The organism is Shimia sp. (assembly GCF_049116215.1).
Taxonomy (GTDB): domain Bacteria; phylum Pseudomonadota; class Alphaproteobacteria; order Rhodobacterales; family Rhodobacteraceae; genus Shimia.
On the sequence record NZ_JAGDZB010000002.1, the window covers coordinates 576,520 to 595,577 of the forward strand.

At 56.9% G+C, this 19,058-nt stretch carries 20 protein-coding genes and 1 pseudogene; 13 read left to right on the top strand and 8 right to left on the bottom strand.

Annotated elements, in window-relative coordinates; translation table 11 throughout:
• Positions 1–2: 2 nt before the first annotated feature.
• From JXR15_RS08460 to JXR15_RS08485, 6 genes are read right to left on the bottom strand one after another with little or no spacing between them, the layout of a single operon-like run.
• On the bottom strand, positions 3–1,310 hold the full coding sequence (locus JXR15_RS08460; RefSeq protein ID WP_422052791.1) for a TRAP transporter large permease: 1,308 nt from the start codon (positions 1,308–1,310) through the stop codon (positions 3–5).
• Complete coding sequence (locus JXR15_RS08465; protein ID WP_422052792.1) at positions 1,307–1,867, bottom strand: TRAP transporter small permease subunit; 561 nt, start codon at positions 1,865–1,867, stop codon at positions 1,307–1,309. The genes JXR15_RS08460 and JXR15_RS08465 overlap by 4 nt, the downstream gene beginning before the upstream one ends.
• A gap of 33 nt (positions 1,868–1,900) precedes the next feature.
• Positions 1,901–2,971 (bottom strand): C4-dicarboxylate TRAP transporter substrate-binding protein, encoded by a 1,071-nt coding sequence (locus tag JXR15_RS08470; protein ID WP_422052793.1) that lies wholly within the window; start codon positions 2,969–2,971, stop codon positions 1,901–1,903.
• A 33-nt stretch (positions 2,972–3,004) separates the two neighbouring features.
• The gene (locus JXR15_RS08475; RefSeq protein ID WP_422052794.1) at positions 3,005–3,460 is read right to left on the bottom strand and encodes an OsmC family protein; all 456 of its coding nucleotides are present in this window, start codon (positions 3,458–3,460) and stop codon (positions 3,005–3,007) included.
• Between the two features lie 12 nt (positions 3,461–3,472).
• Positions 3,473–4,138, bottom strand: coding sequence for a malonic semialdehyde reductase (locus JXR15_RS08480; protein WP_422052795.1), 666 nt, complete (start codon positions 4,136–4,138; stop codon positions 3,473–3,475).
• Positions 4,135–4,995 (bottom strand): fumarylacetoacetate hydrolase family protein, encoded by an 861-nt coding sequence (locus JXR15_RS08485; protein WP_422052796.1) that lies wholly within the window; start codon positions 4,993–4,995, stop codon positions 4,135–4,137. Before JXR15_RS08485 ends, JXR15_RS08480 begins: the two co-directional genes overlap by 4 nt.
• An 86-nt stretch (positions 4,996–5,081) precedes the next feature.
• On the opposite strand from JXR15_RS08485, the gene JXR15_RS08490 reads away from it, so the two are divergent.
• From JXR15_RS08490 to JXR15_RS08500, 3 genes are read left to right on the top strand one after another with little or no spacing between them, the layout of a single operon-like run.
• A complete protein-coding gene (locus tag JXR15_RS08490; RefSeq protein WP_422052797.1) occupies positions 5,082–5,468 on the top strand; it encodes a YciI family protein in 387 nt (128 codons plus the stop codon).
• Positions 5,469–5,472: 4 nt separating this feature from the next.
• Positions 5,473–6,732: a malonyl-CoA decarboxylase gene (locus tag JXR15_RS08495; RefSeq protein ID WP_422052798.1), complete on the top strand. Its 1,260-nt coding sequence runs from the start codon at positions 5,473–5,475 to the stop codon at positions 6,730–6,732.
• On the top strand, positions 6,729–8,231 hold the full coding sequence (locus JXR15_RS08500; protein WP_422052799.1) for a malonate--CoA ligase: 1,503 nt from the start codon (positions 6,729–6,731) through the stop codon (positions 8,229–8,231). Before JXR15_RS08495 ends, JXR15_RS08500 begins: the two co-directional genes overlap by 4 nt.
• 45 nt (positions 8,232–8,276) lie before the next feature.
• Here JXR15_RS08500 and JXR15_RS08505 read toward each other — a convergent pair whose 3' ends face one another.
• Positions 8,277–9,032 (bottom strand): IclR family transcriptional regulator, encoded by a 756-nt coding sequence (locus JXR15_RS08505; protein WP_422052800.1) that lies wholly within the window; start codon positions 9,030–9,032, stop codon positions 8,277–8,279.
• Between the two features lie 216 nt (positions 9,033–9,248).
• Here JXR15_RS08505 and JXR15_RS08510 point away from each other — a divergent pair, with 216 nt between their 5' ends.
• From JXR15_RS08510 to JXR15_RS08555, 10 genes are all read left to right on the top strand, one after another.
• Positions 9,249–10,085 carry a cyclase family protein gene (locus JXR15_RS08510; protein WP_422052801.1) on the top strand — a complete coding sequence of 279 codons (837 nt, stop codon included), beginning with the start codon at positions 9,249–9,251 and terminating at the stop codon, positions 10,083–10,085.
• Between the two features lie 62 nt (positions 10,086–10,147).
• Complete coding sequence (locus JXR15_RS08515) at positions 10,148–10,507, top strand: cupin domain-containing protein (RefSeq protein WP_422052802.1); 360 nt, start codon at positions 10,148–10,150, stop codon at positions 10,505–10,507.
• A gap of 8 nt (positions 10,508–10,515) precedes the next feature.
• The gene (locus tag JXR15_RS08520) at positions 10,516–11,304 is read left to right on the top strand and encodes an SDR family NAD(P)-dependent oxidoreductase (RefSeq protein WP_422052803.1); all 789 of its coding nucleotides are present in this window, start codon (positions 10,516–10,518) and stop codon (positions 11,302–11,304) included.
• A 3-nt stretch (positions 11,305–11,307) separates the two neighbouring features.
• The gene (locus JXR15_RS08525; RefSeq protein WP_422052804.1) at positions 11,308–12,234 is read left to right on the top strand and encodes a 3-hydroxyacyl-CoA dehydrogenase family protein; all 927 of its coding nucleotides are present in this window, start codon (positions 11,308–11,310) and stop codon (positions 12,232–12,234) included.
• Between the two features lie 43 nt (positions 12,235–12,277).
• Positions 12,278–13,558, top strand: a complete 1,281-nt coding sequence (locus JXR15_RS08530) for an ABC transporter substrate-binding protein (RefSeq protein ID WP_422052805.1) — start codon at positions 12,278–12,280, stop codon at positions 13,556–13,558.
• A 58-nt stretch (positions 13,559–13,616) separates the two neighbouring features.
• Positions 13,617–14,345, top strand: a complete 729-nt coding sequence (locus JXR15_RS08535; protein WP_422052806.1) for an ABC transporter ATP-binding protein — start codon at positions 13,617–13,619, stop codon at positions 14,343–14,345.
• Complete coding sequence (locus JXR15_RS08540; protein ID WP_422052807.1) at positions 14,338–15,045, top strand: ABC transporter ATP-binding protein; 708 nt, start codon at positions 14,338–14,340, stop codon at positions 15,043–15,045. The genes JXR15_RS08535 and JXR15_RS08540 overlap by 8 nt, the downstream gene beginning before the upstream one ends.
• A gap of 1 nt (position 15,046) precedes the next feature.
• A complete protein-coding gene (locus tag JXR15_RS08545) occupies positions 15,047–15,910 on the top strand; it encodes a branched-chain amino acid ABC transporter permease (RefSeq protein ID WP_422052808.1) in 864 nt (287 codons plus the stop codon).
• Positions 15,907–16,920: a branched-chain amino acid ABC transporter permease gene (locus JXR15_RS08550; RefSeq protein ID WP_422052809.1), complete on the top strand. Its 1,014-nt coding sequence runs from the start codon at positions 15,907–15,909 to the stop codon at positions 16,918–16,920. The genes JXR15_RS08545 and JXR15_RS08550 overlap by 4 nt, the downstream gene beginning before the upstream one ends.
• A gap of 20 nt (positions 16,921–16,940) precedes the next feature.
• The gene (locus tag JXR15_RS08555) at positions 16,941–17,876 is read left to right on the top strand and encodes a 3-keto-5-aminohexanoate cleavage protein (RefSeq protein ID WP_422052810.1); all 936 of its coding nucleotides are present in this window, start codon (positions 16,941–16,943) and stop codon (positions 17,874–17,876) included.
• Between the two features lie 658 nt (positions 17,877–18,534).
• On the opposite strand, the pseudogene JXR15_RS08560 reads toward JXR15_RS08555, so the two are convergent.
• Positions 18,535–18,949: pseudogene (locus JXR15_RS08560) on the bottom strand (hypothetical protein); the annotation flags it as partial.
• Positions 18,950–19,058: the final 109 nt, after the last annotated feature.

Genomic DNA, 19,058 nt, shown 5'->3' on the forward strand with positions numbered 1-19,058 from the left:
TCCTAGTTCAGAATGGCGAGGCTGAGCGCCGGATAGCGGATCAGCAGGATAAGAACGATCAGCATCACGCCCGCAAAAGGCAGCGCGCCAAGGAACACGTCTTTGAGGGAGATGCGGTCGTCGTTCAGCGTGGCTTTGATCACAAAGCAGGAGATACCAAGCGGTGGTGTCAGCAGGCCGATTTCGGCGCCCACCACGGTGATGATGCCAAACCACACAAGGCTCAGGCCCATGGGCTCGACCAGCGGCAGGAACAGCGGCACCACAATCAAAATGATCGATGCCGTGTCCAGAAGCGTGCCGAGAAACAACATGAGCAAGACATACAACAGCATGACAGTGAAAAAGCTGGCCTGACTGTTGGCGAGCATATCGCCCAACTCGTTTGGCAAGCCCGCAAGACCGAGCATACGGCTATAGATCGACGCGGCTGTGATCAGGAAGAGGATCGAAGCGGTGATGTGCCCGGTCTCTAGCAGCGCCTCCCAGAACCCTTTGGCGGTCATACGGCGACGCACAACCGCAATCAGCAGCGCCACAAGCGCTCCGGTTGCTCCGGCCTCCACAGGCGTAAGCCACCCGGTGTAAATCCCGCCCAGCACAACAATGATCAGCCCCACTGTTGGCAATGTCTTTGAGGCAATCTCACCCCAGGGCATCGCCTCAAAATCTTCTGCCGGACGTCCGCCAACAAAGTTCGGAAAGAACCGCCCCATGAAGAAAATCGCGCCTACATAGGCCACCGCCAACATGAGGCCCGGCACCACACCGGCTAGGAACATCTCGCCAACCGATTGCTCAGCCACGAAGGAATAGATGATCAGCATTGCCGACGGCGGAATGATCATACCCAAAACAGAAGATCCGGCGACCACCCCAACTGCAAAGCGCGGGTTGTAGTCGTACTTGAGCATCTGCGGCACAGACACTTTGGAGAACACGGAAGCGGAGGCAATAGAGCTGCCGGTCACGGCGGCAAACACAGCATTTGCCCCAACCGTGGCCATGCCAATGCCGCCTTTGACCCGCCGGAAGCCTGTGCTCATGACGTCGTAAACGTCCGCGCCGAGCCCGGCTTTGGACACCACAAGCCCCATGAAGGTAAACAGCGGCACCGTGGCAAACGTGTATTCCATCACACTGTCACCAACCGCGATCTTAAGCAGGTTCATAGCCAGGTCGAAATTGTCGCGCATCAGCCAGATAGAGACAAAAGACACCACGCCCAGCGCAATCGGGATATACATTCCAAGGTAAATCAGGACGACAATGGCAACGACAGAGGCCATGCCAATTTCTAGCGGACTCATTCTTTGTCCTCATGTTCGGGAGCGCGGATCAGCTCTGGTTTTTCAGCAGGGGAAAGAACTTTGAAGGCAAAGAGCAGCGCACAAAGGGTCGCGCTGGCAAAAATGGTGAGCTTGATCGGCCACCACGGTGCCGTGAAAATGCCCGGCACGCCAAAATAGTCACGTGTGTCCAACATCTCCAGGAACTCGGGCCAGATGGTGATCGCCACCAAGGTCATGAAGATCGCGCTGATCGTGTCGATGACGTGGCGCAGCATATTGGCAAAACGCGGAAACCGATGGCCGATCACCACAAGAAAGCCGTCAGATCGCGTCAGGCGGTTCACCCGTACCACATCCGGTAGCTGAAGGAACACAATCAGCACCATGGCAAATTGCACCACTTCATAAGCCCCACGGAACGGCGCGTTGAACACACCCCGCGCCACCACATCAAAGTTCACGATCAGGACAAGGCCCAGCACCACCAGCGTACCAACAGCATTGGCGCCAATTGCGGTGGTGCTGGCAATTCCGGAAAGGGCCCGGAGTGTCTTGCCAAAAACAGAGGTCGTCACAGTCAGGCCCTTTCAGTATTTTGGATCAGCCGATCACTCGGCCCAGTTGCGCACGCCGGTGTAGCCAGCGGCTTCGAGCTTGCCGAGGTAAGCGCTGAGCATCTCGCTGCCTGGCTCCCCCTTGTCGTCCAATGTCTTGGCCCACTCCGCCGCAATGTTTGGCATCGCTGCCGCCCATTTGGCGCGGTCTTCGGTGGTCACGTCAACAATAGTACCGCCTGCCGCTGCGTAAGCATCCCGGCTTTCTGCAGCACGATCCATGGCAATGCCCGCCACGTGATCCCGATACATCACCGCGACCTCTTCCAAGGCAGTTTTGACTTCATCCGGCAAACCTTCCCAGTAGTTTTTGTTCACTGTGATGGTTTTGGAGTTCACCGCCCCCAGATCCGCCCGCAGCATGTAAGGGGCCACTTCCGCGATCTTGAAGGTCTTGGCCGCTTCTGGCCACAGCATGGCTTTATCCACCAGCCCCGTGTCGAGCATGTTGTAAAAGTCGGTAAGCCCCCCACGAACGCCAGCGGCCCCCTCAATACCCTCCAGATAGCGCAGGTTCATACCGGCGCCGGCAACCTTGGCACCCTCCATGTCACTCACCGAATTCACCGGCTCCTTGGAGAACACCTGATAGGTGTCGAGAACCACGCCAGTCGCCAAGTAAACTTGATTTTGCTTGGCAAACTCGTTCTGCATGGTCGGATACTCTTTGGCGATCTCATCCACCGCCTTGGCCACCGCACGCGCATCCGCCGCCACAAAAGGTGTCACCGCAGAAATCGCCTGAGAGGGCAGTTTCGAGCTGTGGAAGATGGTGGTCACAATGCCAATGTCACCAAGACCAAGCTTGACCCCTTCCAACACACCTTTAGGCTTCACAATCGAGCCGCCATAGCTCTCTTGCCAATCCATCTGGTAGTTGCCGGTTTTGGCCAACTTCTTGTCGACCTCCGGGATGAAGAAATTGGTGAATTCCTTGACCCAAAGCGCGCGCGCCGGATACCCGTCGATCACAACCGCTTTGATGGTTTCCTGTGCAAATGCCGGGGCCGCGGCCAATCCGGCCATCAATGCGCCCAGCGCCAGTCCTTTGTTCATCATTCCCATCGTCTCCTCCCTAGATGGTTCAAATTTACGAGGTCATTTCTTGATCCAATTGACCTCCACATCTGTGCCTGAATTTTTGTACATCTTTGAAACGGCACAGTATTTCTCAGTTTCCGCCGCCACCTGCGCCAACTCCTCCACGCTGGCAGCTCCGTCTGACGTCACGTCCAGACGGATGGCTTTGAACGGCACCTCGATCTCTTCCTGCAACAACACACCCCGTCGGTCGAAATCGATTTCCATCTCGAATTCGAGATGCCCAACGTCGACACCCAACTTGGCCGCACATTTGTGCCCGATGGTGTTGGTGCAACCTACCAAGGCAGCATAGGCTGTTTCGGTTGGCGAAAACCCAAGATTGGTCCCACCCCGCTCCGCCGGCTCGTCAATGGTGAGCGACAGGTCGCGTGTATGCACCACGCAATGGCTATGACTGCTGGCAAAACCAGACATCTTGATCGTCACAACAGTTTTTTGACGAATGGCCATAGTGTTAAATCCTCACGCGTAGTTGCAGGCTTGTTCGAAAGGAAACCGCGGCAGCTTCTGGAACAGCGCGGCTTCGTCCGCATATCCAAGGTTACACAGAAAATTTGACCGCAGTGTGGTTCCCGCAAAAAACTCTTCATCCACAACCGCATTTGAAAACCCGCTCATGGCGCCAACGTCCAGTCCAAGCGCCCGTGCGGCGATCATGAAGTAGGCACCTTGTAACGTGCCATTGCGAAACGCTGTGGTTTCACTGTGCTCGGGCTTACCTTCAAAATGTGGACGGCGATCTTCGTGTGGAAACAGGAATGGCAGATGACGCCAGAATTCCAGATCATGGGCGATGATCGCTGTCACCGGCGCAGCCATCATCTTGTCGATGTTTTTGTCCTTTAACGACTTGGCAAGCCGCTCCTTGCCTTCTTGGCTTTTGACAAACACAAAACGCGCCGGGCAGGTATTCATGCTGGTTGGGCCAGCTGCCGTGATCTCATAGAGACGATGCAGTAGCGCGTCCGGCACCAGCTTGTTTTGCCAGGCATAATGAGATCGGGCATCGGCAAGGATCACATCAATACTGTCGCCATCCAGTTCTGATTTTCGACCTCTAAGGGCGCGGACAGAGGCCTGGGCCTCCGCCCGCGCGCGCTCCAAGTCATCCCCAATAAGAGCGGTCATTGAGCGGCCCTCGCCACCACGTCAGCTTCATCCACAATCGGATTGGCGCAAATACCAATGCCTTCAATTTCAACCTCTACTGTTTCCCCGGGCCGCAACCAGCGTGGCGGCGTCTTGGCGTGCCCAACACCTGGCGGAGTGCCCATCGCGATGTAATCACCTGGCTCCAGCGTGGTGTATTCAGAAATGGTCGCGATGGTCCTGGCCACGGACCACATCATGTCAGAAGTGGTCGCGCTCTGTAGGATCTCATCACCGACACGGCTCTCGATCTTCAGACCCACCGCGCCTTCCGGCAACTCATCCGGTGTCACAACCACCGGTCCAATTGCACCCGTGTCATCAAAGTTTTTGCCCGGCGTCCACTGATGGGTTTTGCGCTGATAATCCCGTACAGACCCATCATTGAACAACGTGTAGCCAAACACATGGTTGAGCGCATCTTCTTCACGAATATGCCGCCCACCCTTGCCAACAATCAGCATCAGTTCCACCTCATAGTCGAGCTTCTCGGAACAGGACGGACGCACCATCGGCGCCCCGGCTGGTATGATGGAATTGCGGCCACGCATGAACAGCGCCGGATACTCCGGGACGTCATACCCACCTTCTTTGATGTGATCGACATAGTTGAGCCCAAGGCAGATGATCTTGCCAGGCTCAGCGATAGGCAACGCCGGCTCAATCGTATCTACCGACACTGGTGCTACATCGATTGCATCAAAGGCTGGCGCTGTGCCCCCGTCTTCAATCAACTGCATCAAGTCGCCATCCACACCCGGAAGCTTTTTGGCTGCGTCGCCTTGAACCGCAAATACGCCAGCCGCGCCGGCCGTTTTACCAACAATGAATCTCATCGTTTTCCCCTAGCTTTTTTCCACCATTGCCGATTATTTATGTTAGTGTCAATAAATATCGATATTTTTGTTAGAAAGGGCAAAACATGCCAAAATGGGAAGAGTACAAAGCACACGCCCGCGAGCGAGGGGCGCTCGCACTGGAATTATTTGTCGTTGAATCAACACCTTCCGCCGACGGCCCGCCGGTTCCGGACGTTTTGCCTGATCATCTAGCCTATCAACGGGACATGGAAATCGCGGGTAACCTGGCCTTCGCAGGCCCGCTTTCCGATCTCAGCGGAGACCTCATGGAAGGCACCGGCATGATCGTTTACCGCGCTGAGTCGCTGGACGAAGCGCGTGCCATGGCCGATGGCGACCCCATGCACAAAACCGGCGCACGCACCTACACGATCCGGCGCTGGCTCATCAATGAAGGCAGCCTGTCGCTGTCCGTTGGCCTATCCACAAAGTCTGTGACGCTGAGGTAGCCCCGTGGCCAAACCAACAAGCGTTTCGGACTTTCTCGCTGGGCTGCTCGACCTCCGCAAAAGCAGCAACGATCTGGACGACCGTTCCATTGCGGAACTCTGCGAAGCCCTGCTGTCCACCGAGGGACAGGTCTCAGGCCGCCGTATCGCAGCAGCCCTACTGGCGCGGTATCAAATCATGGACAAGGCGGGCAAACACGCCTTCTTCACCCACCTGAATGACGCTTGGGACGTGGACCCAGCGCAAATCAAAGAACTCGCCGCACAGTATGATGAGGGCCCCACTCCGAAAAATTTTGCCGCCTTGGTGAAAGCCGCGGAACCTCGCCGCCAAGAACTGTTTCGCCGTCTCAATCAGGCCGAAGGCGCGACCGCCGCATTGGTGCAAATGCGCGTCGACTTATTAGACTATGTAAGAGACGACCCGAACCTGAAGCGCACGGACCTGGACCTGGTGCACTTGCTAACCAGCTGGTTCAACCGAGGTTTTCTGGTTTTACGGCAAATCACTTGGTCCACGCCAGCCAACATCCTTGAGAAAATTGTGGCCTATGAGGCCGTGCATGAAATCAAGGATTGGGACGATTTGCGTCGCCGTCTACATCCGGAAGACCGGCGCTGCTTCGCGTTTTTTCACCCGGCCATGCCGGAGGACCCCCTGATTTTTGTCGAAGTCGCGCTGACCAAAGACATTCCCGGCTCGATCCAAAACGTGCTGGCAGAAGACCGTGAGACGCTACACATCGATGCCGCGCGGACCGCTGTTTTCTACTCCATTTCCAATTGCCAACAGGGGCTCGCAGGCATCAGCTTTGGCAATCTGCTGATCAAACAAGTGGCCTCAGAACTCAGCACTCAGCTCCCTCACCTCACAACCTTTGTGACCTTGTCTCCGATCCCTCTGCTGCGCAAATGGCAAGCTCAGCAATCGCTGGACGCATTGCCAGTCGACGCTGATTTGGCAGCCCACTACCTGCTCAACGCCAAACGCAAGGACGGCTTCCCCTATGATCCCGTCGCCCGCTTTCACCTTGGCAATGGTGCGTTGATCCACGCGGTACACGTGGAAGCAGACACCACCGAGAAAGGCAAAGCACAATCCGGCGGGGTCATGGTGAACTACCTCTATGACCTTAGCCAGACAGAGCGGAACCACGAAAGCTTCGCCCTCAATCACACCATCTCCGCATCGCGCGCCTTGCAACAAAAAGCCCGCTCCATGGCGCAACGGCTGAACACTCAAAAAACCGAGACTTCAAAATGACCAACATCCTTTTTGACGCCCTGCTGAGGGGGCACTCTGCCAATCCCGCACCTTTCCTCGAAACCGACGACGGGGCGATCCTCACTTACGCTGAATTTGTGACGCTGGTGGCCAAAACAGCAAACGTTCTGGTTGCTGCGGGTTTGAAGCCGGGGGATCGGGTTGTGGTTCAAGCGCCCAAACTCGCACAAACCCTGGCACTTTATGGCGCGACCCTTCAGGCGGGCGGCGTCTACCTTCCCCTCAACACCGCCTACACCGCAGATGAGATGCAGTATTTCATTGGCGACGCCACTCCATCTGTGATCGTTTGCGAAACCGCATCAGTGGACGCGCTCTCGACAGTGGCCGAAACCTGCGGCGCGCGCATCTTGACCCTGGACGCTAATGACCGGGGCAGCCTGACAGAACAAATTGCCAACGCGCCTGACACCTTCCAAACCGTGCCGCGCGGACCGGAAGACTTGGCGGCCCTGCTCTACACCTCAGGCACAACAGGACGCAGCAAAGGCGCCATGCTCACCCATGGCAACATCTTGTCCAATGCAGAGGTATTGACCGACCTTTGGCAGATCGCCAATCAAGATCGCCTGATCCACGCCTTGCCAATCTTCCACACCCACGGCCTCTTTGTGGCGATGAATACGGCGATGATCGCAGGCGCTCAGGTGCGGCTGATGCAAAAATTTGACGTGGACACCGTCCTTTCAAACCTGCCAGAAGCCACCTTGATGATGGGGGTGCCTACCTTCTATACCCGCCTGCTGTCTGACCCGCGGTTTACCAAGCAGGCCTGCACCAACATGCGCCTATTCACGTCCGGCTCTGCCCCCCTGCTTGCTGAAACACACATTGAGTTTGAACAGCGCACAGGCCATCGCATTCTGGAGCGCTACGGCATGACAGAAACCAATATGAACACGTCTAACCCTTATAGTGGTGAACGCCGCGCCGGCACCGTTGGCTTCCCCTTGCCCGGCACAGACATCCGCATAACCGCGCCGAACAGCACCGAGACTGTGCTGGGCGGCGAAGTGGGCATGATCGAAGTTAGCGGGCCCAATGTTTTTGCCGGCTATTGGAGAATGCCGGAGAAGACCGCCGAAGAGCTGCGCGAAGACGGGTTCTTCATCACCGGTGATCTGGGTTTGGTCGATACTGACGGCTACGTGCATATCGTCGGGCGTCAAAAAGATCTTATTATCTCAGGCGGTTACAATATCTACCCCAAAGAGATCGAGGCCGTACTCAACGACATAGAGGGCGTTCAGGAAACTGCCGCGTTTGGCGTGCCCCACGCTGACTTTGGAGAGTCGGTTGTGGCCGCAGTCGTTTTGGAAAGTGGCGCTGAGGTTCCCGAGAGTGTCTTTGCCGACACCGTCGCCAAAAAGCTCGCACGCTTCAAACATCCACGGCGCTATGAATTGCTTCCTGAACTGCCGCGCAACACCATGGGCAAAGTGCAAAAGAACCTGCTACGCGACCGTTTTTCAACCTAGACAGCGTTACAGAGGAAGGGCGGCGGGCAGTAGCGAGCCGCCCCGCTAGTCGAATGTTGCTTGGATATGGTCAGCCGTCTCTCGCAGCGCACGCTCAATAGGATCTTTTTGCATCTCAAATCTGGAAGACGGCACCGGCACGGAAATAGCGTGCAAATCGCCGACCCAGTCCCGAAACGCGAAACCTATCGCGGACACCCCTCCAGAATGCTCATCCAGGTCGTATGCCAACCCGGTTTCGCGCACGCCATCCAACTCCGACAAGAAACGTGAGACCTCCACGGTCACACCGTTTCGATCCCATTCATTCCGGGCCAACTTCAAAGCTTCATCATTGGGTAAGGCTGCCAAACACGCCTTTCCATTTGCCGTGGTCGTCAGCGGAAAGACTTCTCCCACTTGAGACACGGTTGTCAAACGATGGGTCCCGGGAACCTGATCCAGAAACACCATGCCAATCCCACGCATCACCGCAAGGTCCGTGGTTTCACCGGTCTTTTGCGTCAGTTCCGTCAACAAAAGACGACAATGCTCTACAATGTTGTATTGCGCGCTGCTTGCAAGCGAGGAAAACTCAGGCCCCAGTATAAGCCCGCGCCCTTGAGGTGCGCTGATCACGAGGTTTTCCTCGACCAGCGCACTTGCGATTCTCTGTACCGTTGAGCGGGGCAAGCCCACTTGCTCTGCGATTTGGCCGAGGCTCAAACCAGTTTGTGTTTTTTTCAGAACGCGCAAAATGGCTGCTGCGCGGGCAATGACCTGAATGCCGGATCTCGAATTTTTATCTTCAACTTCAGCCACTTGAAATTCCCTCAGTGCCAAATCTATTTGCATCGCTGTCGGCGATCTCTCGCTCATTACTGTACCGCAATGCGGTTCATGTCAACCGCATTGTGATTTTTTTGGTTGACCGCATTGCGGTGCATATGCATCACTATGCGAGACAGGTGGGAGGAGCCACCCGGACATTTTGGACAGCAAAAACGCCGGATTCGGCGAACAGAGGAGGTGTGCCCAATGGTAGAAATTCGCGGTATCGAGTTTCAGGCAAACACAGACAACGACATGGGGCTGGAGTTCTACAATCTCAGCCACCGCTACGGGTTCCAGTGCCCAAACTGGCCCTATTTCAAAGACGTGCAGATCGATCGGAAGCACTACATGGCGAAGTCCGGTGTGCTGAGCCAGACGATCACCACAACCATGCACGTCACCACGCACATCGACGCCCCGGCGCATGTGGTGCAGGGCACACCATTCATTGACGAAGTGCCCCTGCCGCACTTCTTCGGCTCGGGACTGGTGGTGTCCATCCCGAAAAAGAAATGGGAACCGATCACCGGAGAGGATCTGGAAAAGGCCTGCGGCCATGCGATCCGTAAAGGCGACGTTTTGATCATCAATACCGGTTGGCACAAACAGTATGAAGATGGCGACTACTTTGCCTATTGCCCCGGCCTCGTTCCCTCTGCCGCAGAATGGATGATCGAGAAAGGTGTGAAAGTTGTCGGCCACGACACACAGGCCAACGACCATCCTCTGGCCACGGCCATCGGTCCGCAGCGTAATGGCCCGATCCTGCCGCATCTCGAGGAAGAGTACAAAGAATGGTCTGGCGGCCGTGATTGGAAAGACGACTTCCCGGAGTGGGAACCCGTCCACCAGGCGCTCTTCTCCAAAGGCATTCTCGGCATCGAGAATGTCGGCGGCGATCTCGACGCCATTACCGGCAAGCGCTGCACCTTCGCCTTCTTCCCTTGGAACTGGGACCGAGGCGACGGCTGCATCATTCGTCTCGTGGCGATGATCGACAAGGGTCAGCAGTACCGCATCGAGCCGGGCGAAGACTTCTAAATCTATCCAAGCAAACTGGCCGCCGCTGCGGTGGTGGCCTCCTTTCGCAACGGAGTAAAACCATGCATCTCAAACGCTTTCGGGACGCCCAACCCTATGAGGCACCCAACCACTATGGCTGCCATGGCCTGCGTCTACAGGGCTTCGAAGAAGGTGGCCCCAAAAATCAATGGATTGGTTTTAGCCAGTTCCTTCCCGGCGGTGGCGCTGGCCCGGACTTCACCCCGTTTGAGAAAGTCTATGTTGTGCTCGAAGGCGAAATGACTGTCATCGTAGACGGCCAAGAAACTGTGCTGAGCCAATATGACAGCTGCACCATCGCCCCTAACGAAGTGCGCACCATCGAAAACCGCCGCAATGACGTCTGCAAGATGCTCGTGGTGATCCCTTATCCGCCCGAAGCAAAGACGGAGATAAACTGATGAACGCGATGAGCAATCCCCTTTCGATGTTTGAGGTAACCGGTCAGGTCGCCTTGATCACCGGCGCCTCTGGCGCCTTCGGCATGGTCGCCGCACGCATTCTGGCCGGTGCCGGCTGCAATCTTGTACTCGCCGCAGGCAATCAGTCTGCATTGGATGACATCGCTAGGGAATGTCGCGACATGGGCGCCTCAGTGGTTGCCGTGAACACCCGGCCCAGTAACGAAGGCGCGTGTGAGGCGTTGATTCAAGAGGCGGTGTCCAACTTTGGCCAGCTCGATATTCTGGTCGTTGCCTCCGGTATGAACAAGGTTGCGCCGATCAATGAATTGTCACCGGAGACCTTCACTAATGTTATGGACGCCAATGTCACGCAAAGCTGGCTTCTCGCCCGCGCAGCAGCCGCGCAAATGACGGCCCAAGGCACAGGCGGCAAGATCGTCTTGGTATCTTCGGCGCGCGGCCTGCTTGGTCACCCTGCTGGCTATACCGCCTATTGCGCCTCCAAGGCGGCGGTTGACGGCATCACCAAATCGCTGGGCTGTGAACTTGGCCCGACGGGCATCACCGTTAACGCGATTGCGCCAACTGTTTTTCGCTCTCCGCTGACAGCGTGGATGTTTGAAGACAACGAAGAAGCCACCAAGGTGCGCAACGGCTTTTTGACCCGCGTGCCAAAGGGTCGCTTGGGCGAACCTGAAGATCTTGCAGGTCCACTGCTGTTCCTCGCGTCCAAAGCATCCGACTTTTACACCGGGCATATTCTTTATGCCGACGGCGGATATACGGCGGGCTGAGCGATGGCGAACCAAAAACATATCGCCGTCATTGGCGCGGGATTGATGGGACACGGCATCGCACTGACCATGGCGCGTGCAGGGCACACTGTGGCGATCACCGATCCAATCGAAGACGCCCGCCAATCCGTACGCAAACGCATCGCGCACAGCATGCAGGCCATGGGTGTTTCCGACCAAGACATCTGCCAGTCGCTAAAACGTATCGAAGTGTTTGGCTGCAACGCCGGTGCTGTCAAAACTGCTGACGTGGTTTTTGAGGCGGCGCCCGAGAAAATGGCCCTCAAACAGGCGATCTTTGCCGACGTCGAAAAACATGCGCCTGATCACTGCATTCTGGCTTCCAACACTTCCGTGATGCCAATCACCCAGATCATGTCCGAGCTGCGGCTGAAAAACCGCGCGGTTGGTACGCATTGGTGGAACCCTCCCCACATGATCCCATTGGTTGAAGTGGTCAAAACCGAGTGGACCGACGACGACGTGGCGCAATCGGTGTTCGGCCTTTTGGCGCACGCGGGCAAAACCCCGGTCATGGTCGCCAAAGACGTACCGGGCTTTATTGGAAATCGTCTACAACACGCCCTATGGCGCGAGGCCGTGAGCCTTGTGGAGAACGGTATCTGTGACGCAGAGGCTGTCGACACGGTGATCAAATCCAGTTTTGGGCGTCGCTTGGCCGTGCTGGGACCACTGGAGAACGCCGACCTTGTGGGCACCGACCTCACGCTCGACATCCACGAAAACGTGCTCTTTGACCTTGAGGCGCGCCGGGGACCGTCGCCCTACCTACAAGATCTCGTTTCGCGCGGCAATCTGGGCATGAAGTCCGGCCGGGGCTTCCGTACTTGGACCGAGGACGAAGCCAACGCGGTGCGGGCTCGTGTCGCCAACCATTTGACCAAACTTGAGACCATTCTGGAAAACTAAAACAGAACCCTGGCGGGGAGGCTGGGGATAAGGGAGGACTACAATGACCAAGACTTTCAAAACACCGACGCGCCGCGCGTTTCTGGCCGGGGCCACGGCGGCATTCGCCACGCCCGCTATCCTGAAATCGTCACGCGCCTATGCAGCCACGCCGACGCTCAAAGTGGGCCATGTCAGCCCGCGAACTGGGCCTTTGGCGGGCTTTGCCGAAGCTGATGATTTTGTGCTCAAAGGTATTGAGGCGGCGCTGTCCTCTGGCCTTGAGAACAACGGCAAAAGCTGGAACGTGGAGATCATCTCTAAAGACAGCCAATCTAACCCAAACCGCGCCGCCGAGGTCGCAGCCGACCTGATCCTGCGCGATGAGGTCGACATTATTGTCGCCGCCTCCACGCCCGACACCGTGAATCCGGTCGCCGATCAGGCCGAGATCAACGAGGTGCCGTGTATCACCACCGACTGCCCATGGCAGCCGTACTTCTTTGGTCGTAACGGCGTTCCGGGTGAAGGTTTCGCCTCCACTTACCACTTCTTTTGGGGTCTTGAAGACGTCATCGGGGCTTTCCTTGATATGTGGGGGCAGTCTGGTGTCGCCAAAAAAGTCGGTGGCCTGTTTCCAAACGACGCAGACGGCAATGCATGGGGCCATCCGGAACTTGGCCTGCCGACACCGTTGGCCGCTGCAGGCTATGACCTGATTGACCCGGGCCGGTTTCAGCCTTTGTCGGATGATTTCTCCAACTACATCGCCGCTTTCAAGGAAGCCGGCTGTGAAATTGTCACGGGCAATATGATCGCACCTGATTTTGCAACCTTCTGGTCGCAAGCCGCGCAGCAAGGTTTCAATCCAAAGATTGTAACCATCGGCAAAGCGCTATTGTTCCCATCCGTCATTGAAAGTCTTGGTGATCGGGGCGACGGTCTGAGCTCCGAAGTCTGGTGGTCCCCAAACCACCCATTTGCCTCATCTTTGACCGGTGCTTCAGCCAAGGATTTGGCGACGGGTTATACTACCGCAAGCGGACGTGCGTGGACGCAACCGATTGGCTTCAAACACGCTTTATTTGAGGTGGTCGCGGATGTGGTGAAACGCGCTGAGGATCTGGAAGATCCAGAGGCCATTACCGCAGCCATTGCTGGCACAAGCCTGAACACAATTGTGGGGCCGGTCGATTGGTCCAAAGGCCCGATCAACAACGTCACCAAAACGCCGCTGGTTGCAGGCCAATGGCAGAAAACCGGCGACAGTTTTGAGCTGGAAGTTGTGGCCAATTCCGCCGCGCCGGAAATCGCCCTCACATCCGACCTGAAACTGCTCAGCTAATCTCCCGCGCGGCGCCTTTTTACCGGCGCCGCGCTCCTCAATCATGAAAGAGGACCGGATGACAACGATCTTGAAATTGCAGAACCTCAAGAAAGCGTTTGGCGCGGTGACTGTGGCCGACAACCAGAGCTATGAGGTGCAGCGAGGCGAGGCGCTAGGGGTTCTCGGTCCCAACGGTGCGGGCAAAACCTCGATGTTCAATCTGATCACCGGCACGCTCAAGCCGAACGCAGGGCGCATCGAGTTCGCGGGTAAAGACATCACCGGCTGGAGCGCCGCACGCCGAAGTCATGCAGGCATCGCGCGCAGCTTTCAGGTGCCACAGCCGTTCTCCAGAATGACTGTGTTTGAAAACGCGATGATCGCCGCCACGCAATCCGCTGGCCTGCATGGCCAAGCCGCTGAAAAACTCTGCGTGGATGTTCTGGAGCAAACCGAATTGATGGGCAAAGCCAACGTGCTCGCAGACAGCCTGACCCTGCTGGAGCGCAAACGTCTGGAGTTGACTCGCGCGCTTTGCACCCAACCTGAACTCCTGCTGCTCGATGAAATTGCTGGCGGCCTGACCGAGGCGGAATGCCATTCACTCATCAAAACCATCAAAGACATCCACGCCGGCGGCACCACCATCATCTGGATTGAGCATGTCGTGCATGCGCTGCTCTCCGTCGTGGACCGGCTGATCGTGGTCGACTTCGGTAAACTGATTGCCGATGGCGAACCACAGGCGATCATGGACAGCCCGCAAGTCAAAGAAATCTATCTGGGGATCGAAGCCGATGCCTGATGCCATTCTTTCCATGAACGGGCTTGATGCCCACTACGGCGACTTTCAAGCTCTCTACGGCGTCGACATGCATATGGACGCAGGCGAAGTGCTGGCCATCATCGGCGCCAACGGCGCTGGTAAAACCACGCTTATGCGCTCCATCACTGGTCTTCTCAAAAACGGCCCCGGTCAGATCTCCCACGAGGGTGCGGACATCGGTGGGCTGCGAGCGGATGAAATTGCCATGCGCGGCATTGCCATGGTGCCTGAGGGTCGCCAGCTGTTCCCGTCGCTCTCCGTCAAAGAGAACTTGATGATCGGCGCGCAGGTGGGTCGCAAGGGGCCATGGAACCTGGATGCCGTCTACAAACTCTTCCCCATTTTGGATGAGCGTAAGGACCAACAATCCACGTCGCTGTCCGGTGGTCAGCAACAGATGGTCGCCATCGGTCGCGCACTCATGTCCAACCCGGATCTGATCCTGTTTGACGAGATCAGCCTCGGCCTCGCGCCGGTGATCATCAAGGACATCTACACCGCCCTGCCCGGCATCATCGGCGAGGGCATGAGCGCCATCATCGTGGAACAGGACATCACAAAGGCATTGTCTGTGTCCTCCCGCGTCTACTGCCTGCAAGAGGGCCGCGTCTCACTCGAAGGCGGCTCAGACCAAGTTTCGCGCGAGGAAATATCCCGCGCCTATTTCGGGATCGAATAACATGGATTTGCTGAACGCAATTGTGCAGGGCACCCTGCTTGGCGGCCTTTACGCCCTCTTCGCCGCAGGTCTCTCGCTGATCTTTGGTGTGATGCGGCTAGTCAACATCGCCCACGGCGACCTGATTGTGCTGGCTGCCTATCTTGGCCTCACTGTGACAACCGCTACCGGCATTCATCCGCTTTTGGCTCTGGCGATCGTGGTCCCGGTCATGGCCGCCATCGGCTACGTCCTGCAACGCGGCCTTCTGAACCAAACTCTGGGCGACGACCTTCTGCCACCACTTCTGGTGACCTTCGGCCTGAGCGTGATCATCCAAAACGCGCTATTGGAAGGCTACACAGCTGATCCACAAAAACTTTCCGCTGGAGTTCTAGAAACGGCAAGCTTCGCGTTTGGCGGCTTGACCCTCGGTGTGTTGCCGGTGCTGACTTTCGCTATCGCCATCGCCGTGATCTGGGGGCTGCAATGGACCTTCTACCACACAGCACTTGGGCGTGCCTTCCGCGCGGTGTCTGACAATCAGGACATCGCCCAACTCATGGGTCTGAACCGTCGTCACATCTTTGGTCTCGCAATGGCGTTGGCCCTTGCGGTGACAGCTGTCGCAGGCATTTTGCTCGGCATCCGCACCAGCTTTGATCCCTCCATCGGCGGCGGCCGCCTGATCTTTGGCTTTGAGGCTGTGATCATCGGCGGGCTTGGCAACCTGTGGGGCACGCTGGCGGGCGGGATCATCCTTGGTGTTGCCCAAACCATCGGCGCCAAGATTGATCCCGGCTGGCAAATCCTCGCAGGCCACATCGCCTTCCTGATCATTCTCGCCGTGCGCCCCAACGGCCTCTTCCCGAGGATTTCGGCATGACCACCACGACCTTTTCTGTCACCCGTTCTTCTCAGGCCGCTCGAGTGGCCGCCATCCTTGGCGCTCTTGTTCTGATCGCCCTGATCGCCGCCCCCTGGTGGGCAGGCCGTGCCGACATGCGCCTGATGGGAGAACTGTTCCTCTACCTGTCGTTGGCCACGCTCTGGAACCTCATGGCGGGTTACGCCGGATTGGTGTCCGTGGGTCAGCAGGCTTATGTCGGCTTTGGTGGCTATATGCTCTTTGCGCTGACCATGTTTGGCGGTTTGCACCCGCTGGCCGCCATCGCACTCGCGGGGATTTTGGGCGCGCTGATTTCCATTCCTGTCGCAGTATTAATCTTCCGCCTGCGTGGCGCCTACTTTGCTATCGGCACATGGGTGATCGCCGAAGTCTTCCGCCTCGGCTTTGCCCAAGTGTCGGCTCTTGGCGGTGGTTCCGGCTCGTCCCTGCCGGTTGCCATCGTCAAGTCACTGGCCAGCAAACGCGCCATGCGAGAGAGCCTGTCCTATTGGCTGGCTTTGGGGGCTGCTGTGCTGGTTGTCACCGCTGTCTACCTGTTCCTGCGCTCGCGCAAAGGCCTCGCCCTGACGGCGATCCGCGACAATGAAACCGCGGCGAGCAGCCTCGGTATCGATATCTGGCGCACCAAGTTCATCGTCTATGTGGTAACCTCAGCCTTCACTGCCATGATTGGCGCGCTAATTTTCCTGCAAAAACTGCGCATCTCGCCAGATGCAGCCTTCTCGGTGAACGACTGGACCGCCTTTGTGATCTTCATCGTCGTGATCGGCGGCATTGGCACCATCGAAGGCCCGATCATTGGCACGCTGGTGTTCTTCCTGCTGCGCGAAACACTCGCAGACCTCGGCACCACCTATCTGATCGTGCTCGGCGTTGTGGCCATTGTGGTCATGCTCAAGGCCCCCAAAGGCCTCTGGGGCCTGATCCGCAGCCGCTTTGACATCCAAATCTTCCCCCTCGGCTATCGCGTCACCAAACGCAACTGACACCTCAAGGAGCCACGCAAATGGCCAAGCAAAAAACCATCATCACCTGTGCCGTCACTGGCGCCATCCACACCCCCACCATGTCGGACGCCCTGCCCTACACGTATGATGACATCGCACAGCAGGCTATGGACGCGGCAGACGCTGGCGCTTCGATCCTGCACCTACACGCTCGCGACAATGAAACTGGTGCCCCCTCCGTGGACCCCAACGACTTTGCCCCGTTCCTACCGCGTATCAAACAGGCGACAGATGCGGTGGTGAATATCTCTACTGGAGGCTCACTGACGCTTTCCATTCAGGACCGCATCAATCCGGCCAAGACCTTTTCGCCCGAGATGTGCTCGATGAACATGGGCTCAATGAACTTCTCATTTCACCCGCTGGCCAACCGCTACAAGGATGACGATTGGAAGTTTGACTGGGAAAAAGACTACGTCGCCGGCTCTGATCAAAACATCTTTCGAAACACCTTCCGCGACATCAAAGAAGCCGCCGAAACCCTTGCGCCGCACAACATCAAATTTGAGCACGAGTGTTATGACGTCGGCCACCTCTATAACCTGAAATACTGCATGGACATCGGCCTGTTCAAAGCACCGGTCTTCATCCAGTTCATCTTTGGCATCATGGGAGGTATTGGGCCGGAAGTGGACAACCTCGTGTTCATGAAGCGCACCGCCGACCGCCTCTTTGGCGACGACTACCGCTGGTCCGTGTTGGGTGCAGGCGGCGCTCAGATGAACCTCGCCACGATGGCCAGCCAAATGGGCGGCAACGTGCGCGTTGGATTGGAAGACAGCCTGTTTATCTCTCGCGGGAAATTGGCTGAAAGCAACGCGCAGCAAGTCGCCAAAATCCGTCGCATCGTCGAAGACCTCGGGTGCGAGGTCGCCTCACCAGACGAGGCACGAGACATTCTCGACCTGAAGGGCGGAGACAGGGTCCACTTCTGAACTTTAGGGAATTAAATGAAGCGTAGATGCGCCGCCATTTTCTCATAACGGGCTTGACTACATAACCCATTCAAATCCGGTTTCAGTTTCCACAACGCATAAAGGTCCGCTTTGCCGTTCGCGGGTGGACTTTGCGCATATCTCACGAAAGCCAGCTCTCCGCCCGACATGTCGAAACATCGTGCCTGCTTTGGGTTGGGAGCGGTCTTTAAACCCGTGCTGCACCACCGACCGCTCTGCGCCGTAATCGCCCAAACAGCTATACCCCGACCATCTTGCAAGAGGATAAGTTTTACGCTGCCATGCCTCTACCAAATTGGGACAGTTCCACGCGTGACAAGCAATTTCATTGCCGCTATTCGCAAATCTGCCGCTGGCTCAACGTCCTGCCAATGCCTGTTCATCGGCGAGGTCAATGCACGACTTTGTACAGCATCAAAATCAACTGGTTCAAGGCCCCGCACGTCCACGCCGACATTCACCGAGTTTCTCGCCACACGCCAAGTGTTGTACACGTGACCAAACATCCAAGGCGCTCTCTGGCGCGCATGGTTCAACGTAACAAGTGGGTAATGAAACAACGTGTTGAGCTGCATGTTTGGCCCGTCCCGCAATTCTGACACGCGAGCCGCCTCATCTGACTGGTCCAGTTTGATTGTTAGTGCATGATCGGGCTGGTTTTCATCGGGATGATGGTTTCCAGCGCTAGTGGGCGGATGCCCAATGCGCCGTGCGGTGGTTTGGTGTTGTAGTGCGTCCCAGTGACCGGCAGGGCATTGCATGACAATGGTCCGAGTGGTTCCCTTCTTCGATCAGGATCTGTGCGTCCCGCAGGGTGTAACAGACTTCCCATTGAGTGATTCGTCCCGGAACCGGCCATTGTATCCGTTTGCCCAAGGGGAGCCTGGTTCGATGTAGGCGGTCTTGGAACCTTCGGCCGCGATCCAGCCCCTGACAGCTTGAGCCACGAACTCAGGGCCAGTGCCTGTGCGGATGAAGGCAGGTTCTCCGCGCATGATGACTAAATCGGTCAAGGCATCAATCACATCTACAGAGTTCAGCTTCCGATTCACCGGGTTCATCCCGTTGCCCGGCAGGCGATTTGACAAAGCTAAATCTGCCGAAAAGAGAGCCTAACCGCGCAAAGCACCGTCGAAAAGGCCAAGACCAAGTGGGAATTGG